We start from the raw sequence: 26,642 nt of genomic DNA, 5'->3' as shown, positions 1-26,642 counted from the left end.
ATGATGCCGGACTGAGGGAGATCATCATGCGTAAGTTTCTTGTCGTTCTGGACGAAAGCCGGGAATGTCTGAATGCGATGCGGTTCGCCGCGATGCGGGCGGCACACACCAATGGTGGGGTCGAGGTGCTGGCGGTGATCCCACCAGAAGAATTCAACCACTGGATCGGTGTTGGCGACATCATGCGTGAAGAAGCGCGCGAGCGAATTCAGGTGCATTATGAAGTGTTTGCCAAATGGATGCGCGACAAGCAGGGGGTTGAGCCCGAGCTGGTCATTCGCGAAGGAGTGCCGGTGATTGAGATCATGGCACAGGTGCAGGATGATCCTGAAATCGGCGTGTTGGTGCTTGGTGCGGGTACGGACAAGAAGGGCCCGGGGCCACTGGTGACACAGCTGTCGAAGAACTCGGGTTCGCTGCCAATTCCGATCACGATCGTGCCGGGTGATTTGTCGAAAGAGCGGCTAGAAGCGATCACTTAAGCCCGTCAATCTGTTTGTAACATGCAGGTTTTGGGACCTAAAACGTACACAAATCACTGCAGGGTGAAGGTCCTCTCTCAGGTTATGGCAGGCTCAGTTTTCCCTCAATTACCTGTGTTGCAATCCCGCCAACCTGAAGCCGTGTGTTTCCGTCGTTCGAAGTCGTGATTCGGCTGGTGATCTGGCTAGGCCGGCCCAGCTTGAGGCCTTGCTCGGCGCGGACTTCAAAAGAGCCTGCGCCGTCATGATCTACCAGGTCATGCCGGCATAGATAGACGGCCAGCGCTGCATTGGTGGTGCCCGCAGCAGCAGATTCGGAAACGCCGACGGCGGGACAGAAGTCGCGCACATGTAGGTGGCGGTCAGCGGCGGTGACATCGGTGGAAAACGCGGCGACGGTTTCCAACCCGTTTTCGATGCAAAAGGCTGCCAATCCGGCAAAATCGGGGTGCAGGCGGTTCATCGCGTCAAGATCGCGGAGCGGCAAACACAGATGAACGAAATCGGCGCTAGCAACCTCGGCCGGTAGGGAAGGTGAGTAGTGGTCCGGAGTGATTCCCAGAAAAGTGGCCAATCTGTTCATATCGAGCGCGGCGGGGGCAAATGTGGCTGTGGCGACATCGAGCATCACCTCAATTCGACCGGTGGCATTGCGACGGTACTCAACCGTGGCTTTGCCCTTCGGTAGATCAAGTGCCGCGTGGTGCCATTTACCCCCGTCGCAGGGTAGCAGGTTCGCATCAATCAGCCGGGTAATCAGGCAGAGCGTTCCATGGCCACACATTGGCAGCTCCATAACTGTTGAGAAGAATTGTAGGGTCACGGTGGTGCCTTCAACCCGATCCACAAAGGATGTCGCAGGCACTCCGATTTCGCGGGCGATGCGAATACGGTTTTCTGTGTTGATTCGTCCGGCGTTCAATACGATGGCGGCCTGACTGCCGGAATAGGGCACATCGGTAAAGGCGTCATACATCGCAAAAGGCAGATCAGTGATGTTTGTCATGAAAGCGGCCCTGTCTGGTCATGCTTTCAGTCAACGTGACACAGCGCGCCCGGGGGCGGCAAGGCGGGATCGTCAAACCAACCCCTTCCACAGCAGGAAGAGCAGATAGAGCGCAGCGATGACCACCAAATTGAACACCAGCAAGCCGAGGAAGTTGATGATCTTGTCTTTACGGCGCTCAACCGGGTCGATGTCTTTGAGATAATGCCGGAACATGGCAAAGGACCGGTCTAATGCCGCCTGATCAATCAGGCGGGCCATTTTGGGGTTGGCGACTTGTTTTTGAGCCTGAACAATAATTGCCCCTTCGCGGCGCAGATGTTTGGGCAAAGTTCTACCGGCGCGTTTGAGTCGTTTTTCGAGCGTTTTGCCGCGAAGGCCAAGCTTTTCTTTCAGCTTGTCATTCAGGCGTTTGGTGCGCTGGTCCAGTTTGTCGACGTCAATCACGGGCAGTCCTCCGGTGCTGAATTTAGGGGCTTTCGATGCAGGTCTCAATAGGGGGCTGGCAGGTTCTGGGTGGCACGGCTATCAAGATGACATGTTGAATATGATCGAACACGGCGCCCCGACGGAGAAACCCGGCCTTGTAATTGTGCATGGGCTGTATGGCTCAGGTCGGAACTGGGGCGTGATTGCCAAGCGCCTGTCGGACGAGAGACATGTGGTTGCGGTGGATATGCGCAACCATGGGGCCAGCAAATGGACAAAGACGCATAATTACCCCGAGATGGCCGAGGATCTTGCGGAGGTTCTGCGATCATTGGATGGACCGTATGATGTGCTGGGCCATTCGATGGGGGGCAAGGCGTCGATGACGCTGGCGTTGACGCAACCCGAATTGATCAACCGGCTGATCGTGGCGGATATCGCGCCGGTGGCGTATTCGCATACGCAACTGCAATATGTGAAGGCGATGCAATCGGTGGACCTGTCCAAGGTCAGCCGCAAGACTGATGCGGTGCCGATGCTGGAGACCTATGTGGATGACCCGCAGCTGGTTTCATTTTTCCTGCAATCGCTGGATGCGCCGAACAAGCGATGGGTGCTGAACCTTGAGACGCTTGAGGCGGAGATGCCGGAGATCATGGGCTTTCCCGATCTGGATGGCGCTTACAACGGGCAGGTGCTGTTCTTGTCAGGGGCCCAATCGGATTACGTGAAGCCAGAGTATCGCGACCGAATTAAGGCTCTGTTTCCGGCAGCCAAGTTTATGAAAATCCCCGGTGCAGGACATTGGCTGCACGCCCAAAAGCCGCGAGAATTCGAGGCGGCAGTGCGGGCTTGGCTGAACCGGGATTAAAGATGATTTCCGGTCACGGATTGGAGACGCGCGGCGAGGGAGTTAAGCAATTGATCTGCAAAGGCGCGGGTGCTGAGCTCAGCCACATCGGACAATTCGGGCAGGGCCTCACGCAGGGCACGGACCTCATCCCGGATCTCGATCATCTCAACGGTGTCTGCTGCGGCTAATCTCGCCTCAAGACGGTCGGCGCGGTCGCGAATCTGGTTCAGACGTTCGCTTTGCGGGGCAAGGGCGGTGCGGGCGATTTCAGCGGCGCTGTCGCGCAGTTCATTGAGTTCGCGCAGCATGAAGGTGGCGCAGATCAGGGCGATGATCACCAGCATCACCGTGGCATTGAGCAAGGCGAGCGCGAGATCACGCAAGGTTTTGGGAAAAGAGCGTTGGGTCATGATCGGTGCCTTTTGCTGGCTGACATGTGCAGGGTGCGACAATTTCATATGATAGCCAATTTACGCAGAAAATTGAAAACAATTGATAATTTTGTGATCTTCTGCGAGTCTGTTCGCGTATAACGGATAATTCGTTGTGTAGATCGCGCGAAGATATTGGGGACCGGAATGCAGATGAAAGCCATCTTGCACAAGGCGTGGCGTGAGCGGCGCAGCATTTTGATGCTGCATATTCTGTTCGTGGCCCTATCAACTGCGGTGATTTTCCCCCTGTGCCAGGCGGTGATTCAACTGGCCGTGTCCTTTTCGGGCAAAGCCGCGCTGACCGATCAGGATATCGCGAAGTACTTGGTTTCACCCTTGGGTTTTGGCCTGCTGGTCGTGGTGGGGGCGATCATCATCGCCGCCTCGGTTCTGGAACTGTCAGGCCTGCTGATCGAGTTTCGCGGCGCAAGTTCGGTGCGGGCGGTGTTTGCGCGGCTGCGGCAGAAGTTTGTGGCGGTCTGTGTCTTTGCCGGGTGGCTGATCCTGCGGGTATTCGCTGTTGTTCTGCCGGCAGCAGGGCTGATCGCCTGGATCGTGTTCAGCCAGATCGGCGACTATGACATCAATTATTACCTAAGCACCCATCCACCCGAGTTCATCCGCGCGATTGTCTATGCCGCGCCACTGGTGGTGGCGTTGGTTTTGGCTTTGCTGTGGCTCTTGGCTGGGTGGGTGATGGCATTACCGCTGATCCTGTTTACCGAATGCAGCCCAAGGCGCAGCTTTGCCCAAAGTGTGGCGTTGACTCGAGGTCGCAGGTTTCAGGTGGGGCTTGCGATTGCTGTTTGGGCTGGGACGTCAGTTTTAGTGGCGCTGTTGAGTGCGTGGCTGATAGCGGTAGGTGTGCAGCTGTTAGCTCCGCCGGTGGATGCCGGTCTGGCGCGGGTGGCGGTGTTGGCATTTCTCAGTCTGCTGCTTTGGGGCGCTTTGCTTTTGCTGAGCGGGGCGGTGAGTGCAGGCGTTCTTGCCGCCGCAATTGACACGCTGAGCGAACAGATCATCCCGCGTATGCCTGCGTTTGACGCGGATGGGGACCGGTTTGCCGGGGTGCTGCTTTGGGCGATGGCGGGGTTTATCGTGGTGTCAGGCGCTGGCACGGGCTGGGCGTTGTTGCAACAGGCACGTACGGTCGAAGAGGTCGTGGTGATCGCCCACCGAGGGGCCGCAGGAGTGCGGCCAGAAAATACACTGGCGGCTATGGAAGAGGGGATCGTGCAGGGCGCGGACTGGCTCGAGATCGACGTGCAGGAGGATGCGGGCGGCGAGGTTATCGTCGTGCATGATAGTGATTTCATGAAGCTGGCGGGAAATCCACTCAAGGTTTGGAACGCCACAGCCGAAGATCTGGCTGATATCGATATCGGCAGTTGGTTTGCCCCGGAATACGCTGGTGAACGCGTGCCGACCCTGCGTGATGTGCTGTTGCTGGCCAAAGGGCGGGCAAAGGTGCTGGTTGAGCTGAAATACTATGGCCACGACGATCAACTGGCCGAACGGGTGGCAGAGGTGATCGAAGAGGCCGGCATGGTTGATCGGACTGCCGTGATGTCGCTCAAGACCCAGCAGGTTGAGGACATCAAACGTGTGCGTCCGGAATGGCGGCGCGGTCTGCTTGCTGCGACGGCAATCGGAGATCTGTCACAATATGATGCGGACTTTCTTGCGGTGAATAGCGCGATTGCCTCGCCCGGGTTCATTGCCCGCGCGCAAGCGGCAGGAAAGGACGTGTATGTCTGGACGCCCAATGACGCGATGACAATGTCGCAGATGCTGTCGCGCGGTGTGGATGGGCTGATCACCGATGAGCCAGGGCTGGCGCATCAGGTCATCAAGGCCCGCAGCGAAATGAGTGTGGTTGAACGTTTGCTTGTTGAAGTGGCGGATGTCGTGGGCTTTGCCAGCCCAGAGAAAATCTATCGAGACGCGTCGCCATAGTGGGGCGCAACAGGACATTGTGAAAGGAAGAACGATGAAAAATTGGGGACTCTGGCTGATCATTGGGATCATATCTTTGCTGGGTGGTTTTTTTGCCTTGGCAAATCCGTTGGCGGCGACCTTCTCGGCAACCTTGCTGGCGGGGTATATGTTTATGGTGGTCGGTGCGCTGACCATGGTGTCGGCGTTTCAAACCGAGGGTTGGGGCGGTCGGATCTGGGCGATTTTGTTTGGTTTGGTGATGCTGTTCTTGGGCTTCCACATTGTTGGAGAACCTTTGAAAGGCACATTAACGCTGACCTTTGCAGCGGCCATTTTGCTGCTGGCGGCGGGTATCTTTCGCATTCTCATGGCCTTCGCGGTTGATGGCGGGCAGGTACGGATGATCCTGATTATTTCGGGGATCATTTCATTGTTGCTGGGTGGCATGATCCTGGCGAATTTCCCGCAGTCGGCGACGGTTGTCCTGGGTCTTTTCCTGGCAATCGAGCTGATTTCAAACGGCGTATCGCTGATTGTTCTGTCGCTAGCATCGCGCAAGGCGGCCTGACACAAGGAGAGAGGATATGAAACATTGGATGTTATGGCTGCTGGCCGGAATTATTGCGGTGGTCTGCGGCGTGTGGGCGTTGATCAATCCAAGCGCTGCGGGCACGACGACTGAAGTTCTGGTCGGCGGGGGGCTGCTGGTTGTTGGTGGGCTGCAAGGATATGCGGCTTATACCAGCGAGGGCTTCAAGGCGCGCGGTGGGGCCATTCTGGGGGCGGCTGTTGCGCTGTTTCTGGGGCTTTCGTTGGTGCTGGGCCCGTTTGGCGATGGCACCGTTCTGCGCTGGATCGTAGGGGGATTGCTGGTTGGAGCCGGTATTGGAAAGTTCATGGCGGCACGGGAAATCAAGGAAGATAGCCTTGCGCAATACATCATGATGGCCGCGGCCGTGTCCGCTGTTCTGGGGGTGATTGTCCTCTTGGGCGGTTTGGGAATCGCCCTTGGCTTGATTGTGGCACTGGAGCTTCTGGCGCTGGGTGTGACGCTGATAATCCTGTCTTTGCGTCGAAAAAAGAAAACCGGTGCATAATCTTAAAACCAAGAACCCCGTTCAAAGCTTTGAACGGGGTTTTCCTTACTCTATATTTTGACGGCGTGCATAAGTTTGGTGGCTTGGGACATGCACGTAACAACATACTGTTGATTTTTTGACCTTCTTCGGCTATGCCTAAGCCCACAGGTGCATAGACGCGGAAAACAGCATCAACTGACGACGGGGTTCAAAAGCCAAAACGCTTTTGAACCCCGTTTTCGTGTCACTGCCCGTTTATCTGAGATGTAATTCGCTATGGAGTGGTGGCCAAAAAAGGAAAAGGCGTCAGGTGCTCAGACGCGGTCTTTGCATCGTGGATTGCTCCACACCCTGACGCCTCGCCGGATCAACGCACCCCAAGAGGCACCGATCCAGTTTGTGCAGCAGATCCGAAAACCTACCACGGTTGCAGTACACCCGAAGGTCCACCGCGTGTGCAGCAGATCCGAAGATCTACCACGGTTGCAGCAAACCCGGAGGCTCACCGCAAGTGCAGCAGATCCGGAGACCCACCGCCGCCACGCCCCGCCCGAAGGTGGCTTGTGGCCCGCAAAGCGCCTAACGGAGACTGCCTGCTCGTGGTGATCCGAAGACCCTCACGACCGGGCCGCTTCCATAATCCGGTGCGGAGGGGCGTTAATCCCGAAGGACCCGCAACCCGCCGCATCCAGACCCAGATCAAAGATCCGGGGGAGATCTGCGAACCGCGTTGGTTCATTGAACCGCTGCGATGGGTTTAACTTTGCCCAGAGGTGCGATTCTGGCAAGAAAATAGCACTGCAGCATTGAAATTTCTTGGGGATAACCTGTTGATATCTGGCTGGAAAATCCTGTGGATAAGTTGGATTTGCCGTGCCGCATGGGGCAGTTGCCAAAGGATAAGTGGTTTTTAAACGAAAATATCGTTTCGCGTCCGATTTGCTGCACCTGCGAAGGGGTTTATAGGCAAATTGGATGAAATGCCCTCAAAAACGGGCAGTCGGGTGGCCCATTGTGCCACCCTACCACCCGAAAGGTCGGCCGGTGCAGGCCGACTATTGCTGTACAGTCAACTTTCTGGCGACCAGGAGGGTAATAGGGAAGGACGCCAGAAACCCCAACGCAGCAGCAATGGAAATTCCATAGAGCGTGTCAAAGCCCGAAACGAGGGCAGCGATGACCCCGGACCCGGCAAGGGTGGAGCCGATGAACAGATGCAGAATTGCGGCCAGTCGGAACATGAGACACCTCCAAGTGTTGATGTGTCGTCATGATAGCGTTGGCGCGGGCAAGGAGCCTTGATCCAGATCAGATCGGGCTGTTTTCGCGGTCATAAAGACCGTCCAGATCGTATTCCTTGGCCGGGGGCGGGGCATCGTTCGGGTCATATCCCGGATCTGAATTGATGCAGCGCTCGCCACAGAGCATCATGGCACTCTCTTCGGATGAATCGTTGAACCAGACCCGCCCGCCGGGGGTGCCGATGTAGCCGTCAATTCCCTCGTCCATATCGGCCAGTAGGTCATCGGTTGAGGGCAATTCACTGTCATAATCCGCCGAATGCGCCCCGTGGGTATGGAACGAGGCAAGCGGTTCAAAGTCATCTTCCCTTTCTGGCTGACAAGATCCCTTGCGCCCGCGGGTCGGCGTGGTCGAGATATAGTCACCATCCTCATCAAGGCCGATAAAGCCGCAGAATTCGCGGTTCTGTGCAATTGACTGAGCTTGCAAGTCGTTCAACACGGATTTGGCAAAGGCAATCTCCTCGGCCGTCTGCGGTGTGCTGCGGTTCCGAACTGCTCCTGGATCTTCCAATCCAGAGCAGGTGATGAGCAACGTCAGCCCGATGGCCAGCAGGGGGAGTTTTGCAAATGACATGAGTTAGTTATGGCGGAGGGGGGGCAGGGTGGCAATGGGGGAATGGTGGGCTGGCACCCTCCATGATGCCGCTAGAGAGGTTACAGCAGGCTTTCTTAAGTTTCGGGAGCACGTTGGCAGTCAGAAAGTAGTAACCTCTTTACTTTACCATTTGCCGACGTGACTGTTCGAGCCCTCAATAAGAGCTTGTTTCTAGCTCCTACGTTGCTTCCATGAAGTGACCAAGTCAGATGCGAAAGATCGCCGACGGGAAAGTCTCCATCAGGTCGGAGTGGGATTACTCGGCCTAACTGGTCAATGAAGGCCCGACCATTTCTAGAGAGTGCGTTGTATCGAGTTATGTTCCCTTGGTAGACGGTTAGCGCTGCAGCCTCTTCTCGGGTATTGACCCAACCTTTTGATTCTTCATCGAAAGTTAATAGATTTTGACGCGAGCTGCCGATCTCTATCGAGCCAATCGTTCCTTCTGCGCCTATTGGTCGATGCGCAGCTTGAAGGCTGCCTTCCAACGTCTCGGCTAATTCATCCAAATCAGCTGGCGCTTTTAATAAATTAGGTGGTTGCTTCCGCTCGTATAACTTTTGTAAATGCCGTGTTTCTGGTTCCGCATCTAACCAACCTGTTGCACGCTTGAATGCTGTTTTGATGAAGTCGTAAAATGGCGCAGCGGCCAATCCAACAGCGGCGCCGGTTGTTGCGGGATTAGCCTCTAAAAGGGCTATGATTTCAAAAATGAAACTACCCGGGCGAGCAGGTTTCAACACCAAAGAGGCTCCCCTGAGCGCAGTTGCTCGAGATACAACTTCACCTGTCATGTAGGCATGCGTGGCAATGTGAAGTGCTCGAGTAATTCCATCTATAGAGGTAGCTCCATCATACGCCGGAAGCGTATTCTGATCAGCCAGCCCGCCAGTGTAACGAATCTTAATTTTGTGTTGAGCAAGATGAGCCAAGTTTAATTTCCTCAAGGTAATAAATACTTCTGCCTTTGGGCATAAAGGCACTCTGTGTTCAGAGCTCCTTTATTAAATTCCCTATACTCGCAATATCGGCATTGAAGATTAGGCTTGTGTTGTTTGATATCTGCTTTTCGGAGTATGATTTTTCTCTCACACAATCGTAGTAGTGAAAGTTTGCATTCGCCAAAGTGGATGTTTTGTATGCTTCACGCATTATGTAGCATGCTACAGCAGCGTATCTTTGGGTTAGTTCAGGGTTTTGAGTGGGCCAAACTGAATACACTTTGATTGATCCAGATTTCTCGAACCTGAAAAGTGGGTCTACAGAAATTTGAATACCGGAAGATCTAATCTTCAGTGACTTTTTCGAAGTAACCTCCTATATAGACCGGATATTTCCAAACTTGCCTTTGACTATACGAAAAGCTTTTGAATTGTGTTTCCGTTCGACTTCTTTTGAAGGGGTGTTCAGGATGTTGTCGATGTGATTTTCTGGCATACCATTTAGAGAGGCCCGCATTGCTCTCTGAAATGAGTTGTAGAAATCGTATCCGCCGCTGTTATCCAGCTTCCTTTGAATTTCCGATATCCTACCGCCGGTATCTAAAAGGCAAATTTTGATAAAAGTATTGAGGGAGAACGTTAGCATGTATCAACCTTAGAGAGATTATTTCTCTAAGGTTGATTGCATTTTGAGACAATGTAAAGGCGTTATTACTAAGTGGTGAACAACCTTAATGTAAGGCGTCTCACCGCGCGAACTTCTTGTGCTTCAGGCGTTTGGGCTCCAGAGCATCCGGGCCGAGGCGGCGTTTTTTGTCTTCTTCGTAGTCCTCAAAATTGCCTTCGAACCATTCGACATGGGCGTCGCCCTCGAACGCCAGAATATGCGTGCAGATCCGGTCGAGGAAGAAGCGGTCGTGGCTGATGACCACGGCGCAGCCGGCGAAGTCGACCAGCGCGTCTTCCAGCGCGCGCAGGGTTTCAACGTCCAGGTCGTTGGTCGGCTCGTCGAGCAGCAGGACGTTGCCGCCTTCTTTCAGCAGGCGCGCCATGTGGACGCGGTTGCGTTCACCACCTGACAGCAGCGAGAGTTTTTTCTGCTGGTCGCCGCCTTTGAAGTTGAACGACGAGCAATAGGCGCGCGAGTTGACCTGCGCGTCACCCAATTGGATGATTTCCGCACCGCCAGAGATCGCCTCCCACACGGTGTCACCATCGTTGAGGTCATCGCGGGACTGGTCGACATAGGACAGCTGCACGGTATCGCCAAATTCAACGGTGCCTTTGTCCGGGTTTTCCTGTCCGGTCAGCATTTTGAACAGCGTGGATTTACCCGCGCCGTTGGGGCCGATAACGCCGACAATGCCGCCCGGGGGCAGGCTAAAGGTCAGGTCTTCGATTAACAGTTTGTCGCCCATCGCCTTGTTGAGGTTTTCAACCTCGATCACCTTACCTCCAAGGCGCTGGCCATTGGGAATGACGATCTGGGCGCGGCCGATCTTTTCACGCTCGGACTGGTTGGCCAGATCGTTATAGGCGGCGATCCGGGCTTTTGATTTGGCCTGACGGGCCTTTTGGCCCTGGCGCATCCATTCCAGCTCGCGTTCCAGCGTCTTTTGCTTGGATTTGTCTTCGCGGGCTTCCTGCGCAAGGCGTTTTGCCTTTTGTTCCAGCCATGCGGAATAGTTGCCCTCATAGGGGATACCGCGACCCCGGTCGAGTTCCAGAATCCAGCTGGTGATGTCGTCAAGGAAATAGCGATCGTGGGTAACGATCAGGATGGTGCCTTTGTAATCGATTAGGTGCTGTTGCAGCCAGGCGATGGTTTCGGCGTCAAGGTGGTTGGTCGGCTCGTCCAGCAGCAGCATTTCTGGCGCTTCGAGCAGCAGTTTGCACAGGGCGACGCGGCGACGCTCACCACCAGACAGATTGCCGGGCATTGCGTCATCTGGTGGGCAGCGCAGGGCCTCCATGCTGATGTCGATCTGTGCATCGAGATCCCAGAGGTTTTCCGCGTCGATCTGGTCTTGCAGCGCGGTCATTTCCTCCATCAGCTCATCAGAGTAATTCTCGGCCATCTCAATGGCGATGGCGTTGAAGCGGTCGAGCTTGGCCTTTTTGCTGGCGACGCCAAGCATGACGTTGTCACGCACTGTAAGGCTGTCGTCCAGCGGTGGCTCTTGCGACAGGTAGCCAACCTTGGCACCTTCGGCCGCCCAGGCCTCGCCGGTGAAGTCGGTATCAAGGCCAGCCATGATTTTCATCAGGGTGGATTTACCGGCACCGTTCACGCCGACCACGCCGATCTTTACGCCGGGCAGGAAGCTGAGGTGGATATTCTCAAAGCATTTCTTGCCGCCGGGGTATGTCTTGGAAACACCCTGCATGTGATAGACGTATTGATAGGCTGCCATGTCTGTGCTCTCTTCGGACTAAGATAAACCAACCCGCATGTAACCGGGGCGGGCGGTAAATTCAAACAGGGAAATCATCATGAAAGGCCTTCAATATGCGAAAAAGATGGCCTTAGGGGTGGTGATGCTGTGTTTGGCAGCCTGCGCGGGGTTCAATACAACCGAAATTCTGGCCCCGGCGCCTAATCTTTATACCTTTGAAACCGGAGATCTTTATCCCGCACGCAAGGTCCCCAAGGGCTTGCGGCGCATAACAACCGAGATCCTTTATGTCACAGACCGCAAGCCGGACCGTGCGGAAGATGGAGCGATCACAAGTTATGGCAGTTCGCGCAGCGATTCGATGGCCTTTGGCGTCAGTCTGGTGGAATATGGCGACTTGCAGGATTGGGGTGATCTGATTGAACGGACCCATTCCGACGATAACCGAGGTCTGACGCGGCTGGACCCGGTGTACATGCAAGAGATCGCCCGCTTCCCGGAGACGCCGTTGCCGATTGAGCGGCAGGGTAGGCGTTTGGTGGTGCGGGATGAGGCGCAGCGGGCCTATGATCAGCGCCGTGACGTGATGGCGAGTGAGATTGGCAAGCGTTTGCGGACGCATGGGCTGGACCGGGTGATGGTCTATATCCATGGGTTCAATAACGACTTTAACGATGGCATCGGGGCGTTGGCCAACATCTGGCATTATTCCGGGCGCCAGAGCTTGCCGATGGTCTATTCCTGGCCGGCGGGCAACACCGGACCGCTGGCCTATTTTCGTGATGTGGAGTCGGGTGAATTTTCGGTCTTTCATGTGAAGGAATATTTGCGGATGCTGGCGAGCATTCCGGAGGTCAAAACCATCGATATCGTGGCGCATTCACGTGGCAATGTGGTGATCACAAGTGCGCTGAGGGAATTGCTGATCGAGGCGCGGGCGTCGGGGCAGGTACCGAAACAGGCCCTCAAGACCGGAATTTTGGTGATGGCCGCGCCGGATCTGGATATTGGCGTGACGCAGCAAAGGCTAGTGGCAGAGCGCTTTGCAGAAGCCTTTGAGCAAGTCAGCATCTATGCCAACCCTGATGATAGCGCTTTGGCGTTGTCTAAAGTGATTGGCAAGACCACACGTCTTGGCGGGATTGACGCAGATAGTTTCACGGACGCGCAGATTCAGAACGCGGCGCGCACGGGGACGGTGCATTACATTCTGGTTGAAGATTCACGTGGAGAACTTGGCCATTCCTATTTCCGAGAGAACCCGGCCGTGATGTCGGATATCGTACTGGCACTGCGGACCAGGCAATTACCCGGGACCGAGTTCCGACCACTGGAACCAGCGGGTGTCGCGACCTGGGCGTTGCATCAGAACTATCCCGGGGAAGAATTGCCAGAGATTTTGGATCTATCCGGACCGGAACGCTGATCAGAGTTTAACGGGTTGTCCGTGTGGGGTGCGAAGATAGGCGGCTTCCCAAGCGGCGCGGCGCACTTGGCGCTGGGGGGCGGTGATGTCGGTATGGGCCTCGGTCAGTTGTTCCAGCGCGGTGATAACGGCGTTGTAATAGGTCTCCGCGTTGTCTGGGGCTCCGTCTTGTTCTGATTTTGAGAGAGCAGCACCGAGGGTTTGTGCCCATTGGTTTGGCGTAAAATGACCCGCGCGGACCATCGTGTCAGCCAGCGCCAGTGCCTGCGCCTGCCAGGGCTGGTCAAAGGCCTTTTCTGGTGGGGCGAGGGGATCGTCGGGGTTAAACAAAGTAACTCTCCCACAGCTCAAGCGTGACCGTATCGCGCGGGTCAGCATCTAGGCCCCAAAGCTCTGGGGCAGCGAAGGAAACGGTATAGAGGTGTTCACCCAAATGATTGCCCTTGGCCCCGTCGTCGGCGAGCAAATGCGCGCCGTGATAGGTAATGACCTTCCCTTGTCGATTACGGGCGTAGGCGGGCAGGCGGGAATGGCCGGAATGGGCGAAACGTTTGGTCTGCACGGCGTCGCCGAGGGCGAAGCGGGGGAGCGTGTCGAGTGTGACGGTGAAGTCGGTATTACGGATTCGATAATTTTCGAGCAGCTCGGTTACGCTTGGGGCTTTGCCGGTGGGATCTTGGTTGCGAAGGTTTTTGGCGGCTTTTGCAGCGTCTTCGACCGTAAAGTAACCGGCATCGATCAATAGCATCAGGATATTGGCACACCATTTGTGGAAATAGGCATAGGTGATGTAGTCCTTGGGGACCATCAGCTCCAAACCGTGGCGGAACCAGTCGATGCTACCGGTGTTGCCGCGCAGATTGAGGTTCAGTGCCCACATGCGGCGCTCCCACTCGTGGCTGAAACCGGCATCGCCTGATTTAATAGGGATGGGGCCGAAGCCCTCTTTGCCACCAAGATCGTGGAGGGAGTCCATGTCATTCGCCTCCTGTATCTAGATCGCGGTCGGTGCCGATCATCGAGTTTCGACTGACAATGGCCGCGAGCCGGTCTTGATCCCAGCCTTCGGTGCCTGCGGGGCGTTGGGGGATCACGATATAGCGCACCTCAGCAGTGGAATCCCAGGCGCGGACAGAAACGTCTTTAGCAAGGGTGACGCCAAATTCCGCCAATACCTTGCGCGGCTCACGCACGGCGCGGGCACGGTATTCGGATGATTTGTACCAAGCAGGGGACATGCCAAGGATTGAGAAGGGGTAGCAGCTACAGAGTGTACAGACGACAAGGTTGTGCTGCGTGTCTGTGTTTTCAATGGCCTTGAGGTGGCCGGTGGCGTGACCCTCAAAGCCGAAATCCTTGATGGCCTCAGAAGCATCTGCCATCAGGCGTGCCTTGAACTCTGGGTCCGTCCAGGCGCGGGCGACGACTTGCGCACCACGTTTGGGGCCGATGTGTTCGGAATAGGCCTCGACCCAGGCATCAACGATCTCGGGCTGAACAAGGCCACGCTCAACCACGAGGCTTTCGAGCGTCTTAACCCTAAGCGCCGGGTCTGGCGGCAGATGAGTGTGAAGATCACGATGAATTTGCGCGGCTTTTTCAGGATCATAGGTGGACATGGATCTGGCCTTTGCTGATCAGAGGTGAGTTGAACGTAGGTCTGGTGGGGATTGCATGTCAACGCACATCCCAGTGTGTGAAAATGCTGGACAACGAAGGTGCGGCTGGTGAAAGAGGGACAATGACGTTTGACTTACCATATCACAGTCCGAACCAGCGCATTGGTTTGTTGGGCGGATCATATGATCCGCCGCACGCGGGGCATGTGCATATTAGTCGCGAGGCGCTGAAGCGGTTCGGACTGGATCAGGTCTGGTGGCTGGTCAGCCCGGGTAATCCGCTGAAGAAACACGGGCCTGCGCCATTGGTAAAGCGCATGGCGGCCTGTCGTACCTTGGTGCGTCATCCGCGTATTCATGTGAGCGATTTTGAGGCACAAGCAGGCACGCGGTATACGGCGCAGACCTTGGCTGCGCTGCAAAAGGCGCGCCCGGCTGCGCAGTTTGTCTGGTTGATGGGCGCAGATAATCTGGCGCAGTTTGATCAATGGCAGGATTGGCGACAGATCATGAAATGCGTGCCAATAGGCGTGCTGGCACGCCCAGGGCAGCGTATTTCAGCCCGTATGTCCAAGGCGGCTCGGATGTATGATTTTGCCCGCCTTGATATGCGGGATAGTCGGGTGCTGGGGCATCAACAACCCCCGGCGTGGTGCTTTGTGAATGTGCCAATGATGGACATTTCTTCAACGCACTTGCGTCAGAAAGGGGCATGGACACAATAAGCCCAGCTATTGAGCGTGCTCGGCGAAACATTCTTTAGATTGATGTCTCACGATAGGCCTTGGGCGTTTGCCCAGACCATCGTTTGAAGGCGGTGGTAAATGCGGCTTGGTCTGCGTAGCCTAGCAGAAAAGCAATCTGTGATATCGAGGTCTCGCTTTGCGCCAGATAGGTTTTCGCCAGTTTTCCGCGCAGTTCGTCCAATATACCGGAAAATGTCAGACCAGCCTGTGAAAGCCGCCGAGTGAATGTTCGACTGCTCAGCCCTAGCTCTGCGGCCACTTCGGGGGCGGGCAATAGACGTTCAGGCAAGTGATCGATCAAGAGCGCCTCCACCCGCAAGCGCAAACTCGGTTCGGGCTGTTTCAACTCCGCAAGGAGGGAGTCACCGTAACGTTCCAGGTGCCGAAGCAAACTTGGATCATACGTTGTTAAAGGCAAATCCAATATCGCGTTAGATAACTTGAGCTCTGTCCGGCGAGCGCCAAACACGACTGGGCATTTTGCGAGTCTTGCGATTGCATCATGACAGTCTGGTGGTTCATGTGAAAACTTGATTTCACGAAGGTTGAAGCTGCGACCCGTCAGGTTTCGCATTGCGGTCAAAATGGTGAACACCATAAATTCACGAACGCGGTCACCGAATTCCAGAAAAGGATTGTATTCACACAAAATGATGGTCACGTCATCTTCTGAGGTTTCAGTATGGTAAGTGAAATGCCCGTCCGCCAGCACAGTGTATCGCGAGGCATTTTGCAAAGCACTTCTCAGGTTCTCGGAGCACTTAGCAATATAGACCGGAATGCTGGTGTTTTTTGTGAAATTCAAACCTGCGGTTGCCGCAAACGTCTTGTCCTGGACGATTGCGACGGCCTCTTGAATGAAGCGTGCCTCATCCTCGGCGTAAATCTGATGGCCTTCTTGCCCTAAATCGTTTTTAGACAAATTTGCTGCTTGAAGGGCGCGTGGCAAAGCTGTTGGATCGTTCGTTCGTCTTTTCAACTCTGCCGCTAGGTGGCTAAGACGGTGGGCTGAAACCATTTCCTTGGGTGAGGTCGGCATGAGCTGCTCTAATTTTCGCTTTTAAACATGTGAAGAATTCAAACGTTAAGGTATTGATAACGATAATAGCATGTGAGTTCGAACTCGCATAGGAACTGATGTTTTTTGAGAATGGCATCCTCTCGAAACAAAATGGCTCACATTCAAAAAACGATACGTCAAGAACCCACCATTTTATGATCAAGATTCGTTAGAAATCACATTCAACAACTTCATTTGGTTTAGAAAGGCGTCGGAACACACCATTCACGGATGCAGAGGAATGGACGCCTCTGTATAGCAGACGCCGTATTTACCAATGGCACCGGATGTCAAATCCGGTGCCGCTTTTTACAGTAGAATACGACCTCGCGCGAGGTGGACTTAAACGCCGAGGCACCAGCGCATGATGGCTTTTTGCGCGTGCAGGCGATTTTCGGCTTCGTCAAAAACCACTGAGTTCGGGCCATCCATGACGGCGCTGGTGGCTTCTTCTTCGCGGTGGGCGGGCAGGCAGTGCATGAAGAGTGCATCCGGTTTGGCATGGGACATCAACTCTTCGTTGACCTGATAAGAACGCAGCAAATTGTGGCGGCGTTCCTTGGTCGATTGGCTGTCGTGCATCGAGACCCAGGTGTCAGTGACCACCAGATCGGCGCCTTCGACGGCTTTGAACGGATCGCGTTCGATACGGATGTTGCTGCCGGCGTTGCGGGCCAGCCCGATGAATTCGTCTTCTGGATCGAGCTGTGCTGGGCCGGTGAAAGTCAGATCAAAACCGAACTGGCCAGCGGCATGCAGGAAGGAGGCGCAGACGTTGTTGCCGTCACCGGACCAGACCACTTTTTTGCCTTTGATCGGGCCGCGGTGTTCCTCATACGTCAGAACATCGGCGATGATCTGGCAGGGGTGGGTGCGATCAGTGAGACCATTGATGACCGGCACATCGGCGTATTCTGACATCTCGATCAGGACAGATTCATCGAAGGTGCGGATCATGATCAGATCGACATAGCGGCTAAGCACGCGGGCGGTATCGGCAATTGTCTCGCCATGGCCCAGTTGCATTTCGGTGCCCGACAGCAACATGGTCTGGCCGCCCATTTGGCGTACGCCGACATCAAACGACACCCGTGTCCGGGTGGAGGGCTTTTCAAAGATCAGCGCAACCATATGACCGGCCAGCGGCTGTTCATCGTCTTGCGCGCCACGGGTGCGGCCCGCACGGGCACCTTTCATCGCTTTGGCGTTGTCGATGATGCCGCGCAGGTCGCTGGGATCAGTTTTGTAGATGTCGAGAAAATGGTTCATGTCGGATACTTTCGGTTGACGGGGGAGGGGCACTGCCCCTCCTACCCCGAGATATTGTTGGTCAGATGAAATCAGGATCCCAGTTGGCTCGCGGCTGCATCGAGGCGGGAGATGGCCTCGGCGATCTCGTCGTCGGTGATTGTGAGCGGGGGCAACAGGCGCACCACATTGTCGGCGGCGGGCACGGTGGCGATCAGTTGATCGTAGCCGGCGTTGACGACATCCCCGGGGGCAACCTTGCATTTAAGGCCGAGCATCAGACCGCTGCCGCGCACAGACTCGAACACTTCAGTGTGGGAGGCCACCAGACCTTCGAGCTTTTGCCGCAGCAGGCCAGCCTTACGGTTGACGTTCTCAAGGAATACGGGGTCGGTGACGTGATCCATCACGGCGCAGCCGACTGCACAGGCCAGTGGATTGCCGCCATAAGTAGAACCGTGCGTGCCCGCGGTCATGCCTTGCGCCGCGTCTTCGGTGGCGAGTACCGCACCCAGAGGAAAGCCGCCGCCTATACCCTTGGCGACCATCATGATGTCAGGCGTGATGCCCGCCCATTCATGGGCAAAAAGCCGCCCGGTGCGGGCGACACCGCATTGCACTTCGTCAAGGATCAGGAGCAACCCATGTTCATCGCAAAGTGCACGGATGTCCTTGAGCAGTTCGTCGGGCAGAGGGCGAATGCCGCCTTCGCCCTGAACGGGTTCCAGAAGAATGGCCGCGGTAGTGTCGCCGATGGCCGCTTTGACCGCGTCGATATCCATCCAAGGCAGGCTGATAAACCCCGGCAACATCGGGCCGAATCCTTTGGTCATTTTCTCAGACGCTGCCGCAGAGATACCGGCAGAAGACCGGCCGTGGAACGAGCCCTCGAACGTGAGGATGTTCACGCGGTCTGGCTGGCCTTTTTCGAACCAATATTTGCGCGCCATCTTGACCGCCAGTTCGCAGGTTTCCGTGCCCGAGTTGGTGAAGAACACCGTGTCGGCAAAGGTGTGCTCGACCAGCTTATCAGCCAGAGTTTCTTGCTGTGGGATGTGATAGAGGTTCGAAGTGTGCCAAAGGGTATTGGCCTGTTCCGTCAACGCCTGCACCAAGGCTGGGTGAGCGTGACCCAGTGCATTCACAGCGATCCCGGCGGCGAGATCCAGAAAACGTCGGCCGTCTGCCTCGATCAGCCAAGAGCCTTCGCCCTTGACGAAGGTCAGGGGCGCACGATTATAGGTGGGCAGAACGGACGGGATCATTACGGTTATCCTTTTTGCGGTACGGCACAGGCTGAGTGCCTGAGCAATACGGTCATGTCAATTATGATGAAGGGATGTGGCGGATTGAGCCACGGGAACAAACGGGCGGGACGTCAGGCGCAGATGCGTCGGCGTCGGGTAGCAGTATATGTCATGCGTTTGTTCATGATGCCCCTTTAGCGAGTTGAGTCTGCTTGGGAAAGAAAAATTTTGCAGCGGTGCTTTCGGGGTTGTCGAAACGCGTGTTTGCCGCCACTGCTGGGACATGTCTGAACGCCCTGCGCATAATCCGGCTATGGCCGCATGCCTGACACTAGCGGCTTCGGCTTTTGCGGCGGGGACCACTTTGCTGGCGAAGGCGCTGGGAACTGGCGTGTTGGGCCCTGAGATGCATGCGTTGCAGATCAGCCACGGACGGTTCTTGTTTGCCTTGATAGCGATCGGGATCAGCGTGCTGGTGTTGCGGCCAAAGTTCACCCGACCGAATCTAAAGCTGCATATCGGCCGTTCTGCACTGGGTTGGGGAGGGGTGACCTTTATGTTTGCTGCCGCCGCCTTCATTCCGCTGTCGGATGCGACCGCGATCAGTTTTTTGAACCCGGTGTTCGGGATGATGCTTGCGATACCGTTTTTGGGTGAGAAGGTTGGCAAGTGGCGCTGGTTCGCAGCGATTGTGGCGCTGGTCGGAGCAGCGATCCTGACGCGGCCCGGCGCGGGTAGTATACAGGCGGGGGCCTTGCTGGCTCTGGGGTCGGCGCTGTTGCTGGGAGCAGAACTTATATTGATCAAGTTGCTGGCCGGGCGCGAGAAGCCGTTGCAGGTGTTGCTGGTGAACAACCTGATCGGGTTGTGCATTGCGACGGTGGCCGTGCTTTTTGTCTGGCAGATGCCGACACCTGCGCAATGGGCGGCTTTGATTGGCATTGGCGTGTTGATGGCAATGGCGCAGGCCTGTTTTGTCAATGCGATGGCGCGTGCGGATGCAAGTTTTGTGGCGCCGTTTTTTTATGCGGCCCTGGTGTTTGCCGCGCTCTATGATGCGGTGATCTTTCGGGTGATTCCGGATTGGGTGTCCGTTTTCGGAGCAATGACGATCCTGACTGGCGCGGCGCTGTTGGCGTGGCGCGAAGGTGTGGCGCGCACGCGTAAGGAGGTGTGAGGTGGTCAAAGGGCCGGATTTTAGCCGAGAGATGCGACGTGGAGAAGAAGGCGAGGTCGAAGAGCTGTTACGTCTGGCCTTTGGCGGAGATGATGAAGCGCGTCTGGTGCAGAAGCTTCGCAAGGATCGGGTGATTGCCGGGGAGATGGTGATGGCGTTGGAGGGCTCTCTGGTTGGCTACTACGCGCTGTCGCAGTTTGTTGCACCCAAAGGCTGGCTCTGTCTGGCGCCAGTTGCTGTGCACCCAGATGTTCAGGGTCGTGGGTATGGCCGGCGGATGATCGGCATGCTGTCAGCTTGGGCGCAGGCGTCGCATAATACGGTGGTGGTGCTTGGGCAGGCTGGATTTTATGCGCGCGCTGGCTTCGATTCTGAACGCGCAGCGCTGTTGAAATCGCCCTATCCGATTGAGCACACCTTGCTGGCCGGGCCGGGGGAGGATGCACCGGAGGCTGAACTGATCTATCCCAAAGCGTTTGACGGTTTGTAATGCGACTGTTCTTGCTCACCGCGCTGACAATGCTGGCCTTTGCCGCCAATTCGGTGCTGAACCGGATGGCACTGGCCGAGGACGCGATTGATGCAGTGAGCTTTGGCGCGGTGCGGCTGTTGGCCGGGGCGGTGATGCTGGCGATTTTGTGTTTCGCATTGCGTGACGGGCTGGCCTTGCGCGGGCCGGGGCGAGCGCTGGGCGTTGTCTCGCTGCTGCTCTATATTTTTGGGTTTTCACTGGCCTACGACAGCTTGGACGCCGGGTTGGGCGCGCTGGTGCTGTTTGGCGTGGTGCAGATTACAATGTTCGCCGGGGCCTTGGTCTTGCGGGAACTGGTGCCACCGCGACGGTGGCTTGGGGCGGGCTTGGCGTTTGCCGGGTTGGCGTGGTTACTGTGGCCGGGAAGTGGTGCAGAAATCAGCCCCATGCACGGTGGTTTGATGGCATTGGCTGGTTTCGGCTGGGGGCTGTATTCACTGAACGGTAGGCGGGGTGGCGATGCGCTGCAAGCGACGGCGGCGAATTTCATCTGGGCCACACCCGTTGGGGTGGTTTTGATGTTGGTGACGCAGGGCACGCAGGGGATTGCTGACGCATCGAATTCTGGGATCTGGTTAGCGGTGCTATCGGGGGCTGTGACCTCGGGTATGGGCTATGCTCTGTGGTACAGTGTGTTGCCGAAGTTGCCCGCCGCCGTGGCGGCAGTGGCACAACTGACGGTGCCGGTGATTGCAATGGCCGGAGGCATGGTTCTGCTGTCCGAGGCGTTGACGTGGCAGTTTGTTGTGGCGGCGGTGCTGGTGTTGGGGGGTGTTGTGGTGTCTGTCCAGCGGCCGCGCCGCTAAGGCACGATCATTTCCAGTGGGTCGTAGAGGATGCTGTCGGAGAAGGCGACCTGTGGCAAGCTGTCGGGTTTGAAGCGGATGGATTCCAGTTCAGAACTTGAGAAGAACCGGCGGCGGTTGACGATGTTTTCCGGGTCTTGCCAGTCGTTATCCAGCACACCGCTGATGACGCGGCAGCGGAAATAGACGTCGACCTGATGAAAACCGCGCTTGGGGTCGTGGAATTCGTTAACTAGACAGGGCGCGCCAACATCGATTTGCAATCCGGTTTCCTCAAGAACCTCGCGTTTGAGATTTTCGGGCAGGGACGCACCTGCTTCAACCCCGCCACCGGGGGCGCACCAAAGATCGGATGTCTGGTCGGCATAGGCGTTGACCAGCAAAAGGCGGTTGCTCTGAAGAATGAGGGCGCGCACGGCCAGCCGAACAGATTGGTAGGTGGACATGACCCCTCGTCACATTGTTTGAGGGGTTTTGTAACGCGTGTTTTAAGCCTATCTCAAGGGGTATGAGAGTACTGGTGTCTATAGCGTGTATGTTTCTCCCGGTCTCTGCTGCGGCAGAATGCGCCGTGCTTTTGCATGGGTTGGCGCGCACTGAGGCTTCGTTTTTGGTCATGCAGCAGGTGTTGGAGCGCGATGGTTACATGGTGATAGCGCCTGAGTATCCATCAACCAAAGAGCATATCGAGGAGTTGGCCGATACCACTTTGCCCGCTGCGATGGCGTCATGCGGCGATCAGCAGGTGAATTTCGTGACCCACTCAATGGGGGGGATTATGCTGCGCGAATGGCTGCGCGACAACCGCCCCGAAAATCTGGGCCGCGTGGTTATGCTGGCCCCCCCGAACCATGGATCAGAGGTAGTGGACGAATTGGGAGGCATCGAACTCTTTCAGTGGATGAACGGACCAGCCGGGGGGGAATTGGTTACTGGACCCGAGGGCGTGCCCGAACAGTTACCATCGGTGGACTTTGATTTGGGGGTCATTGCGGGGACGCGGTCGCTCAACCCCTACTTCTCTACCCTTATAGAAGGACCGGATGATGGCAAAGTTTCGGTTGCATCGACGCGTGTAGACGGTATGAGCGACCATATCACCTTACCCGTCACCCATACCTTCATGATGAACAACCCGATGGTTATCGCGCAGACACGACACTTTCTCAGCACTGGGCAGTTTGATCCCGAACTGGATTTGACCGACCTTATTTGGGGCGACGAGGACTGATGCTGCCGGATCTTCGGCTGGTCGGTGCCAAGGCGTTGACGCCAGAGGGCTATGGCGAGCAGGTGGTGTGCCTGTCCGAAGGGCGAATCATGGATGACGCGCCGATGCGCGAGGTTGACCTGAGTGGATTTATGGTGCTGCCGGGCATGGTCGATGCCCATGGTGACGGGTTTGAAAAGCATCTAGCCCCACGACGCGGCGCGATGAAAGACATGGGGCTGGGTGTTGTTGCGGCCGAAGCGGAACTGGCGGCCAATGGCATCACCACGGCTACACTGGCGCAGTTTTATAGCTGGGAAGGCGGCATGCGCGGCCCAACCTTTGCCGAGCGGGTGTTTTCCGCTGTGCGCGATGTGCAGCCGCGTTTGGCCACTGACCTACGTACGCAGTTACGGTTCGAGACGCCGATGCTGGAGGATTACGACGCCGCGCGCGATATGGTGGAGCGGTTTGATATCCCCTATGTGGTGTTCAATGACCACCTGCAGCATGACGTTCTGGAAAAGGGTAAGCGCCCCAAGCGCCTGACTGGGCAGGCGCTTCGGATCGGGCAGAACCCTGAGAAATATCTGGCCTATATGCAGATGTTGCATTCACGGATGGATGAAGTGCCAGCTGCGTTGGAAATTCTTGCGGATCAGCTAAGCGACATGGGTGTACGCTTGGGCAGCCATGATGACCGAACTAAGGTGCAGCGGCAGGACTGGCATGCGATGGGAGTGCATATTGCTGAATTCCCGGAAACGGTTGAGGCGGCAGAGGCGGCACGACAGGCTGGAGATGCCGTGGTGATGGGCGCGCCAAATGTGGTGCGAGGCAACTCGCACAATGGTAACGCCAGCGCGTTGGACCTGATCACCATGGGGCTGTGCGATGGGCTGGCGTCAGACTATCACTATCCATCAATGCGCCGGGCTGCGTTTTTTCTGGCCGAGGCGGGCGTGTTGGACTTTGCCGGGGCCTGGGGGATGATTTCAAGCGGGCCTGCGCGCGTACTTGGTTTGGTAGATCGCGGCGAACTGGCAGTTGGTCAGCGGGCCGATCTGGTTATTCTTGACGCCGAGAGCCGCGATGTCTGTGCCACGATCTCCGGCGGTCAGGTCAGCCATATGCGCGGCGAGGTGGCGCGGCGGTTTATTGGATGAGTGGTGGTTGGGGCCGTTTTTGAGGTTATAAAAGGAAGTGTTTGAGTTCACTTTTCCACATATGACTAAGCTGTCGGCCAATACCTTTGATGAAACCCACCCAATACGGCACCGTAAAAGCAAAACTACCAAATAAACTTACAAATTATTCGATAAATGAAAGTATTTTCATATTATATGGGTAATTTTTTCAGAAAATATCGAATTAGTGAAATGAACTACTGTGCTGATTGGCGCGCTTAATCCTCACCAAAAAGGAAACTTACCCAAACAGAATGCCCGGGTGGAACTGTTAGATTGCGTTTCTCGACCCAGATCACGAGCTTGCTTCCTAAATAGGTAACCAAAGCACACGCAAACACATATGGCGCAATAAATAGCTTCCTAATTTTTGATTATATTTTCATAGATGCTTGTAAGGAGATTGCAGACTGAGACAAGATCGTAGTTCTTTGATGTGACGTGGCATAAGCGCCCGTCTATTGAGACAGTCGGGCGCTTCCTGGGGCGCTACGCTCCGGATTCCGGGCATAGGTTAGTTCAGTAGGTATTTACTTAACCACCCGATTCACATGTCCCATTTTGCGGCCGGGCTTGGCTTCGGCTTTGCCGTAAAGATGGATAGAACTGCAGGGCTCCATCGTGATCTGGGGGATGCGGTCGACGTCGTCACCGATCAGGTTTTCCATCACCACGTCGGCATAGCGGCTGCCATCGCCCAGTGGCCATCCGGCGACGGCACGGATGTGTTGCTCGAACTGATCCACGGTGCAGCCTTGCTGTGTCCAGTGGCCCGAGTTGTGCACGCGCGGGGCGATCTCATTCACGATCAGGCCTTCGGGCGTGACAAAAAGCTCCACGCCCATCACGCCGACATAATCCAGCGCATTGAGGATCTGACCGGCAAGAATAACCGACTCTGTCCGTTGCGATATGTTCAACCGGGCCGGGATGGTGGTGGTGTGCAGGATGCCGTTGCGGTGGACGTTTTCGCCGGGGTCAAAACAGGCGACCTGTCCGTCGGCACTGCGAGCACCGATGACCGACACCTCGTGACTGAAATTGACGAACCCTTCGAGCACCGATGGCGCACCGGCCATATCGGCCAATGCCTTGTCCGCGTCTTCTGGGGCCATGATGCGGGACTGGCCCTTGCCGTCATAGCCAAAGCGACGGGTCTTGAGGATTCCTGGCGTACCGACGGATTGCAGCGCGTCGTCAAGGCTGACCTTGTCGTCCACGGCGGCATATGGCGCGGTTTTTAGGCCCAGACCGGTGAGAAAGTCTTTCTCGGTGATGCGGTCCTGGCTGACGCGCAGCGCTTCGCGCCCCGGACGAACTGGGCGCAGGGATTCGAGGATGTCCAAAGCGGCGGTCGGGATGTTTTCGAACTCGTAGGTGATGACGTCGACAGAGGCCGCGAAGGCTTTCAGCGCGGCTTCGTCTTCGTATCCAGCGGTGGTAACCGCATCCGCAACCTGCCCGGCGGGGGGATTGGCACCGGGTTCAAAGATATGGGTTTTTAGCCCCAGTCGTGAGGCCGCGACCGAGAGCATGCGGCCCAACTGGCCGCCGCCCAAGATTCCGATGGTCGCGCCTTGGGGTAGTGCGTTAGTCATCTTGCGGCTCCTGCGGGATGGATGCTGAGAGGGCGGCGCGCCAAGCGTCGAGCCGTTCAGCAAGGCCAGGGTCTTCGATTGCGAGAATGCCAGCGGCCATCAAGCCCGCATTGGCGGCCCCGGCAGCGCCGATAGCCATAGTGGCGACCGGGTAGCCCTTAGGCATTTGCAGGATAGAATAGAGGCTGTCGACACCGCTGAGCGCCTTGGTCTGGACGGGGACGCCCACAACGGGTACGCGGGTTTTGGAGGCGACCATGCCAGGCAGATGGGCGGCCCCACCTGCGCCTGCGATAATGACCTTCAACCCACGTTCAGCGGCAGTTTTGCCGTAGTTCCACAGGCGGTCAGGGGTACGGTGAGCTGAGACAATCTTGGCCTCGTATTCAACACCAAGCTCATCCAGAATATTGGCGGCTTCTTTCATTGTTGGCCAGTCTGATTGACTGCCCATGATGATGCCTACGATGACCTTTGACATAATGCGCCCCTTCCCGTGGAGCGCGCACTATACGCAGCTTGAACCGCTATGCAATGATATCTGGAATGAGCCGGTCTTCGATAAAGGAGATGCGGTCTTTGAGCCGCAGTTTTTGCTGTTTGAGACGCTTAATTGTCAGCGGATCAGCGGTGCCTTTTTCCTGCAGGGCGGTGATCGCCTCGTCCAGATCGCGGTGCTGATGCTGATATTCAGTCAGCTCATAGCGCAGCACTTCCTCGGATTTCATCGACAGGTCACGGTAGATGTTCATATGCTTGGTGATTCCCTTGCCTGCTTGGCTGCTAGAATACTGTTATCCTTCAATTTCGCAAAGCCCTTGCACCTGCGACAACAAAGCCCCATATTTCTTTTGTGGTTGCCATAACGGGGCCAAACAAAACGGACTGTCGCTTTACTAAAGAAGGGCGTGTCGATGACGAAACTGTCTTTGGGGTCTCACCCCTATATGCTGGGATTTGAACAGCTTGAGCGCCTTTTGGAGCGTTCGGCCAAATCGGGCAACGAAGGGTATCCCCCGTTTAATATAGAACAAACCTCGGATAATTCATATCGGATTACGCTGGCTGTCGCTGGATTCGCCGAAGAAGATCTGGTGATTACTGTCGAAGATCGCCAACTGGTGATTCGCGGACGGCAGCATGATGATACGGACACGCGCATGTATTTGCATCGAGGGATTGCCGCGCGGCAGTTTCAGCGCTCTTTCGTGCTGGCGGATGGGGTCGAAGTCGGAGATGCGGCGATGGAAAACGGTCTGCTGCACGTAGACCTGACCCGGGCGCAGCCGGAAACCGTGGTGCAACGTATAAAAATCAATAAGGGCTGAG

The 26,642-nt window shown here is 56.1% G+C and carries 30 protein-coding genes; 13 read left to right on the top strand and 17 right to left on the bottom strand.

Annotated elements, in window-relative coordinates; genetic code table 11:
• Positions 1 to 26 precede the first annotated feature (26 nt).
• On the top strand, positions 27 to 482 hold the full coding sequence (locus ROA7450_RS05855) for a universal stress protein (protein WP_085804759.1): 456 nt from the start codon (positions 27 to 29) through the stop codon (positions 480 to 482).
• A gap of 82 nt (positions 483 to 564) precedes the next feature.
• Here ROA7450_RS05855 and ROA7450_RS05850 read toward each other — a convergent pair whose 3' ends face one another.
• Positions 565 to 1,488: a PhzF family phenazine biosynthesis protein gene (locus ROA7450_RS05850; RefSeq protein ID WP_085804758.1), complete on the bottom strand. Its 924-nt coding sequence runs from the start codon at positions 1,486 to 1,488 to the stop codon at positions 565 to 567.
• 72 nt (positions 1,489 to 1,560) lie between these two features.
• On the bottom strand, positions 1,561 to 1,935 hold the full coding sequence (locus ROA7450_RS05845) for a hypothetical protein (RefSeq protein ID WP_085804757.1): 375 nt from the start codon (positions 1,933 to 1,935) through the stop codon (positions 1,561 to 1,563).
• A gap of 91 nt (positions 1,936 to 2,026) precedes the next feature.
• Between ROA7450_RS05845 and ROA7450_RS05840 the strand changes: the two genes are divergently transcribed.
• Positions 2,027 to 2,788, top strand: coding sequence for an alpha/beta fold hydrolase (locus ROA7450_RS05840; protein ID WP_085804756.1), 762 nt, complete (start codon positions 2,027 to 2,029; stop codon positions 2,786 to 2,788).
• On the opposite strand, the gene ROA7450_RS05835 is transcribed toward ROA7450_RS05840, so the two are convergent.
• A complete protein-coding gene (locus tag ROA7450_RS05835; protein WP_085804755.1) occupies positions 2,785 to 3,228 on the bottom strand; it encodes a hypothetical protein in 444 nt (147 codons plus the stop codon). The genes ROA7450_RS05840 and ROA7450_RS05835 overlap by 4 nt on opposite strands.
• A 120-nt stretch (positions 3,229 to 3,348) precedes the next feature.
• Between ROA7450_RS05835 and ROA7450_RS05830 the strand changes: the two genes are divergently transcribed.
• The 3 genes from ROA7450_RS05830 to ROA7450_RS05820 are packed head-to-tail and all read left to right on the top strand — an operon-like array spanning position 3,349 to position 6,239.
• Positions 3,349 to 5,160 (top strand): glycerophosphodiester phosphodiesterase family protein, encoded by a 1,812-nt coding sequence (locus tag ROA7450_RS05830; protein WP_085804754.1) that lies wholly within the window; start codon positions 3,349 to 3,351, stop codon positions 5,158 to 5,160.
• Positions 5,161 to 5,194: 34 nt separating this feature from the next.
• Positions 5,195 to 5,710, top strand: coding sequence for an HdeD family acid-resistance protein (locus tag ROA7450_RS05825; RefSeq protein WP_159454007.1), 516 nt, complete (start codon positions 5,195 to 5,197; stop codon positions 5,708 to 5,710).
• 16 nt (positions 5,711 to 5,726) lie between these two features.
• Positions 5,727 to 6,239 (top strand): HdeD family acid-resistance protein, encoded by a 513-nt coding sequence (locus ROA7450_RS05820; protein WP_085804752.1) that lies wholly within the window; start codon positions 5,727 to 5,729, stop codon positions 6,237 to 6,239.
• 1,037 nt (positions 6,240 to 7,276) lie between these two features.
• Here ROA7450_RS05820 and ROA7450_RS05815 read toward each other — a convergent pair.
• From ROA7450_RS05815 to ettA, 4 genes are all read right to left on the bottom strand, one after another.
• Positions 7,277 to 7,462, bottom strand: a complete 186-nt coding sequence (locus ROA7450_RS05815; protein WP_085804751.1) for a CTP synthetase — start codon at positions 7,460 to 7,462, stop codon at positions 7,277 to 7,279.
• Positions 7,463 to 7,529: 67 nt separating this feature from the next.
• Entirely contained in the window at positions 7,530 to 8,099 is a 570-nt protein-coding gene (locus ROA7450_RS05810) for a DUF4329 domain-containing protein (RefSeq protein WP_085804750.1), read from the bottom strand.
• A gap of 95 nt (positions 8,100 to 8,194) precedes the next feature.
• Positions 8,195 to 9,052 (bottom strand): DUF7946 domain-containing protein, encoded by an 858-nt coding sequence (locus ROA7450_RS05805; RefSeq protein ID WP_085804749.1) that lies wholly within the window; start codon positions 9,050 to 9,052, stop codon positions 8,195 to 8,197.
• Positions 9,053 to 9,807: 755 nt separating this feature from the next.
• Complete coding sequence (gene ettA / locus ROA7450_RS05795; RefSeq protein ID WP_085804747.1) at positions 9,808 to 11,475, bottom strand: energy-dependent translational throttle protein EttA; 1,668 nt, start codon at positions 11,473 to 11,475, stop codon at positions 9,808 to 9,810.
• 79 nt (positions 11,476 to 11,554) lie between these two features.
• On the opposite strand from ettA, the gene ROA7450_RS05790 reads away from it, so the two are divergent.
• Entirely contained in the window at positions 11,555 to 12,883 is a 1,329-nt protein-coding gene (locus tag ROA7450_RS05790; protein WP_085804746.1) for an alpha/beta hydrolase, read from the top strand.
• Here the strand turns inward: ROA7450_RS05790 and ROA7450_RS05785 are convergent, their stop codons facing one another.
• From ROA7450_RS05785 to nthA, 3 genes are read right to left on the bottom strand one after another with little or no spacing between them, the layout of a single operon-like run.
• Positions 12,884 to 13,213, bottom strand: a complete 330-nt coding sequence (locus ROA7450_RS05785) for a nitrile hydratase accessory protein (protein ID WP_159454006.1) — start codon at positions 13,211 to 13,213, stop codon at positions 12,884 to 12,886.
• Positions 13,206 to 13,859 carry a nitrile hydratase subunit beta gene (nthB, locus tag ROA7450_RS05780; protein WP_085804744.1) on the bottom strand — a complete coding sequence of 218 codons (654 nt, stop codon included), beginning with the start codon at positions 13,857 to 13,859 and terminating at the stop codon, positions 13,206 to 13,208. Before nthB ends, ROA7450_RS05785 begins: the two co-directional genes overlap by 8 nt.
• A 1-nt stretch (position 13,860) precedes the next feature.
• The gene (nthA, locus tag ROA7450_RS05775) at positions 13,861 to 14,502 is read right to left on the bottom strand and encodes a nitrile hydratase subunit alpha (protein WP_085804743.1); all 642 of its coding nucleotides are present in this window, start codon (positions 14,500 to 14,502) and stop codon (positions 13,861 to 13,863) included.
• Between the two features lie 122 nt (positions 14,503 to 14,624).
• On the opposite strand from nthA, the gene ROA7450_RS05770 reads away from it, so the two are divergent.
• Entirely contained in the window at positions 14,625 to 15,227 is a 603-nt protein-coding gene (locus ROA7450_RS05770; RefSeq protein WP_085805040.1) for a nicotinate-nucleotide adenylyltransferase, read from the top strand.
• 34 nt (positions 15,228 to 15,261) lie between these two features.
• Here ROA7450_RS05770 and ROA7450_RS05765 read toward each other — a convergent pair whose 3' ends face one another.
• The 3 genes from ROA7450_RS05765 to ROA7450_RS05755 all read right to left on the bottom strand — a co-directional run bounded on the left by ROA7450_RS05765 (position 15,262) and on the right by ROA7450_RS05755 (position 18,821).
• Positions 15,262 to 16,287, bottom strand: a complete 1,026-nt coding sequence (locus ROA7450_RS05765; RefSeq protein WP_085804742.1) for a helix-turn-helix domain-containing protein — start codon at positions 16,285 to 16,287, stop codon at positions 15,262 to 15,264.
• Between the two features lie 363 nt (positions 16,288 to 16,650).
• The gene (gene argF, locus ROA7450_RS05760; RefSeq protein WP_085804741.1) at positions 16,651 to 17,577 is read right to left on the bottom strand and encodes an ornithine carbamoyltransferase; all 927 of its coding nucleotides are present in this window, start codon (positions 17,575 to 17,577) and stop codon (positions 16,651 to 16,653) included.
• Positions 17,578 to 17,648: 71 nt separating this feature from the next.
• The gene (locus ROA7450_RS05755; RefSeq protein ID WP_085804740.1) at positions 17,649 to 18,821 is read right to left on the bottom strand and encodes an aspartate aminotransferase family protein; all 1,173 of its coding nucleotides are present in this window, start codon (positions 18,819 to 18,821) and stop codon (positions 17,649 to 17,651) included.
• A gap of 265 nt (positions 18,822 to 19,086) precedes the next feature.
• On the opposite strand from ROA7450_RS05755, the gene ROA7450_RS05750 reads away from it, so the two are divergent.
• From ROA7450_RS05750 to ROA7450_RS05740, 3 genes are read left to right on the top strand one after another with little or no spacing between them, the layout of a single operon-like run.
• Entirely contained in the window at positions 19,087 to 19,980 is an 894-nt protein-coding gene (locus ROA7450_RS05750; protein WP_085805039.1) for a DMT family transporter, read from the top strand.
• 1 nt (position 19,981) lies between these two features.
• A complete protein-coding gene (locus tag ROA7450_RS05745) occupies positions 19,982 to 20,470 on the top strand; it encodes a GNAT family N-acetyltransferase (RefSeq protein ID WP_234999454.1) in 489 nt (162 codons plus the stop codon).
• The gene (locus tag ROA7450_RS05740; protein WP_085804739.1) at positions 20,470 to 21,318 is read left to right on the top strand and encodes a DMT family transporter; all 849 of its coding nucleotides are present in this window, start codon (positions 20,470 to 20,472) and stop codon (positions 21,316 to 21,318) included. The genes ROA7450_RS05745 and ROA7450_RS05740 overlap by 1 nt, the downstream gene beginning before the upstream one ends.
• On the opposite strand, the gene ROA7450_RS05735 is transcribed toward ROA7450_RS05740, so the two are convergent.
• Positions 21,315 to 21,764: an NUDIX domain-containing protein gene (locus tag ROA7450_RS05735; RefSeq protein ID WP_085804738.1), complete on the bottom strand. Its 450-nt coding sequence runs from the start codon at positions 21,762 to 21,764 to the stop codon at positions 21,315 to 21,317. The two genes, ROA7450_RS05740 and ROA7450_RS05735, sit on opposite strands and share 4 nt — an antisense overlap.
• 89 nt (positions 21,765 to 21,853) lie before the next feature.
• Here ROA7450_RS05735 and ROA7450_RS05730 point away from each other — a divergent pair, with 89 nt between their 5' ends.
• Both ROA7450_RS05730 and ROA7450_RS05725 read left to right on the top strand, forming a co-directional pair.
• Positions 21,854 to 22,549, top strand: a complete 696-nt coding sequence (locus ROA7450_RS05730; RefSeq protein WP_234999453.1) for an esterase/lipase family protein — start codon at positions 21,854 to 21,856, stop codon at positions 22,547 to 22,549.
• Complete coding sequence (locus ROA7450_RS05725) at positions 22,549 to 23,694, top strand: alpha-D-ribose 1-methylphosphonate 5-triphosphate diphosphatase (RefSeq protein ID WP_085804736.1); 1,146 nt, start codon at positions 22,549 to 22,551, stop codon at positions 23,692 to 23,694. The genes ROA7450_RS05730 and ROA7450_RS05725 overlap by 1 nt, the downstream gene beginning before the upstream one ends.
• A gap of 551 nt (positions 23,695 to 24,245) precedes the next feature.
• Here ROA7450_RS05725 and ROA7450_RS05720 read toward each other — a convergent pair.
• Genes ROA7450_RS05720 through ROA7450_RS05710 form a run of 3 tightly spaced genes read right to left on the bottom strand, consistent with a single transcriptional unit; the run spans position 24,246 to position 26,065 of the window.
• Positions 24,246 to 25,313 (bottom strand): 5-(carboxyamino)imidazole ribonucleotide synthase, encoded by a 1,068-nt coding sequence (locus ROA7450_RS05720; RefSeq protein ID WP_085804735.1) that lies wholly within the window; start codon positions 25,311 to 25,313, stop codon positions 24,246 to 24,248.
• Positions 25,306 to 25,794: a 5-(carboxyamino)imidazole ribonucleotide mutase gene (gene purE, locus ROA7450_RS05715; RefSeq protein WP_085804734.1), complete on the bottom strand. Its 489-nt coding sequence runs from the start codon at positions 25,792 to 25,794 to the stop codon at positions 25,306 to 25,308. The genes ROA7450_RS05720 and purE overlap by 8 nt, the downstream gene beginning before the upstream one ends.
• Before the next feature lie 46 nt (positions 25,795 to 25,840).
• Positions 25,841 to 26,065 carry a YdcH family protein gene (locus ROA7450_RS05710; protein WP_085804733.1) on the bottom strand — a complete coding sequence of 75 codons (225 nt, stop codon included), beginning with the start codon at positions 26,063 to 26,065 and terminating at the stop codon, positions 25,841 to 25,843.
• A 162-nt stretch (positions 26,066 to 26,227) separates the two neighbouring features.
• Here ROA7450_RS05710 and ROA7450_RS05705 point away from each other — a divergent pair, with 162 nt between their 5' ends.
• Entirely contained in the window at positions 26,228 to 26,641 is a 414-nt protein-coding gene (locus ROA7450_RS05705) for an Hsp20 family protein (RefSeq protein ID WP_085804732.1), read from the top strand.
• Position 26,642 lies beyond the last annotated feature (1 nt).

The organism is Roseovarius albus, assembly GCF_900172335.1.
GTDB lineage: Bacteria > Pseudomonadota > Alphaproteobacteria > Rhodobacterales > Rhodobacteraceae > Roseovarius > Roseovarius albus.
The sequence above is the reverse complement of the archived record's forward strand: the minus strand, read 5'-3'. Positions and strand labels throughout refer to the sequence as shown.

What these genes read in the sequence shown, in the direction of transcription:
- ROA7450_RS05750 (WP_085805039.1), top strand. Translation starts at nt 19,087, where the DNA reads ATGTCTGAACGCCCTGCGCATAATCCGGCTATGGCCGCATGCCTGACA.
- purE (WP_085804734.1), bottom strand. Translation starts at nt 25,794, where the DNA reads ATGTCAAAGGTCATCGTAGGCATCATCATGGGCAGTCAATCAGACTGG.
- ROA7450_RS05855 (WP_085804759.1), top strand. Translation starts at nt 27, where the DNA reads ATGCGTAAGTTTCTTGTCGTTCTGGACGAAAGCCGGGAATGTCTGAAT.
- ROA7450_RS05825 (WP_159454007.1), top strand. Translation starts at nt 5,195, where the DNA reads ATGAAAAATTGGGGACTCTGGCTGATCATTGGGATCATATCTTTGCTG.
- ROA7450_RS05770 (WP_085805040.1), top strand. Translation starts at nt 14,625, where the DNA reads ATGACGTTTGACTTACCATATCACAGTCCGAACCAGCGCATTGGTTTG.
- ROA7450_RS05850 (WP_085804758.1), bottom strand. Translation starts at nt 1,488, where the DNA reads ATGACAAACATCACTGATCTGCCTTTTGCGATGTATGACGCCTTTACC.
- ROA7450_RS05705 (WP_085804732.1), top strand. Translation starts at nt 26,228, where the DNA reads ATGACGAAACTGTCTTTGGGGTCTCACCCCTATATGCTGGGATTTGAA.
- ettA (WP_085804747.1), bottom strand. Translation starts at nt 11,475, where the DNA reads ATGGCAGCCTATCAATACGTCTATCACATGCAGGGTGTTTCCAAGACA.
- ROA7450_RS05725 (WP_085804736.1), top strand. Translation starts at nt 22,549, where the DNA reads ATGCTGCCGGATCTTCGGCTGGTCGGTGCCAAGGCGTTGACGCCAGAG.
- nthA (WP_085804743.1), bottom strand. Translation starts at nt 14,502, where the DNA reads ATGTCCACCTATGATCCTGAAAAAGCCGCGCAAATTCATCGTGATCTT.
- ROA7450_RS05810 (WP_085804750.1), bottom strand. Translation starts at nt 8,099, where the DNA reads ATGTCATTTGCAAAACTCCCCCTGCTGGCCATCGGGCTGACGTTGCTC.
- ROA7450_RS05730 (WP_234999453.1), top strand. Translation starts at nt 21,854, where the DNA reads ATGTTTCTCCCGGTCTCTGCTGCGGCAGAATGCGCCGTGCTTTTGCAT.
- ROA7450_RS05815 (WP_085804751.1), bottom strand. Translation starts at nt 7,462, where the DNA reads ATGTTCCGACTGGCCGCAATTCTGCATCTGTTCATCGGCTCCACCCTT.
- ROA7450_RS05830 (WP_085804754.1), top strand. Translation starts at nt 3,349, where the DNA reads ATGCAGATGAAAGCCATCTTGCACAAGGCGTGGCGTGAGCGGCGCAGC.
- ROA7450_RS05755 (WP_085804740.1), bottom strand. Translation starts at nt 18,821, where the DNA reads ATGATCCCGTCCGTTCTGCCCACCTATAATCGTGCGCCCCTGACCTTC.
- nthB (WP_085804744.1), bottom strand. Translation starts at nt 13,859, where the DNA reads ATGGACTCCCTCCACGATCTTGGTGGCAAAGAGGGCTTCGGCCCCATC.
- ROA7450_RS05765 (WP_085804742.1), bottom strand. Translation starts at nt 16,287, where the DNA reads ATGCCGACCTCACCCAAGGAAATGGTTTCAGCCCACCGTCTTAGCCAC.
- ROA7450_RS05820 (WP_085804752.1), top strand. Translation starts at nt 5,727, where the DNA reads ATGAAACATTGGATGTTATGGCTGCTGGCCGGAATTATTGCGGTGGTC.
- argF (WP_085804741.1), bottom strand. Translation starts at nt 17,577, where the DNA reads ATGAACCATTTTCTCGACATCTACAAAACTGATCCCAGCGACCTGCGC.
- ROA7450_RS05835 (WP_085804755.1), bottom strand. Translation starts at nt 3,228, where the DNA reads ATGAAATTGTCGCACCCTGCACATGTCAGCCAGCAAAAGGCACCGATC.
- ROA7450_RS05735 (WP_085804738.1), bottom strand. Translation starts at nt 21,764, where the DNA reads ATGTCCACCTACCAATCTGTTCGGCTGGCCGTGCGCGCCCTCATTCTT.
- ROA7450_RS05840 (WP_085804756.1), top strand. Translation starts at nt 2,027, where the DNA reads ATGTTGAATATGATCGAACACGGCGCCCCGACGGAGAAACCCGGCCTT.
- ROA7450_RS05720 (WP_085804735.1), bottom strand. Translation starts at nt 25,313, where the DNA reads ATGACTAACGCACTACCCCAAGGCGCGACCATCGGAATCTTGGGCGGC.
- ROA7450_RS05790 (WP_085804746.1), top strand. Translation starts at nt 11,555, where the DNA reads ATGAAAGGCCTTCAATATGCGAAAAAGATGGCCTTAGGGGTGGTGATG.
- ROA7450_RS05740 (WP_085804739.1), top strand. Translation starts at nt 20,470, where the DNA reads ATGCGACTGTTCTTGCTCACCGCGCTGACAATGCTGGCCTTTGCCGCC.
- ROA7450_RS05710 (WP_085804733.1), bottom strand. Translation starts at nt 26,065, where the DNA reads ATGAACATCTACCGTGACCTGTCGATGAAATCCGAGGAAGTGCTGCGC.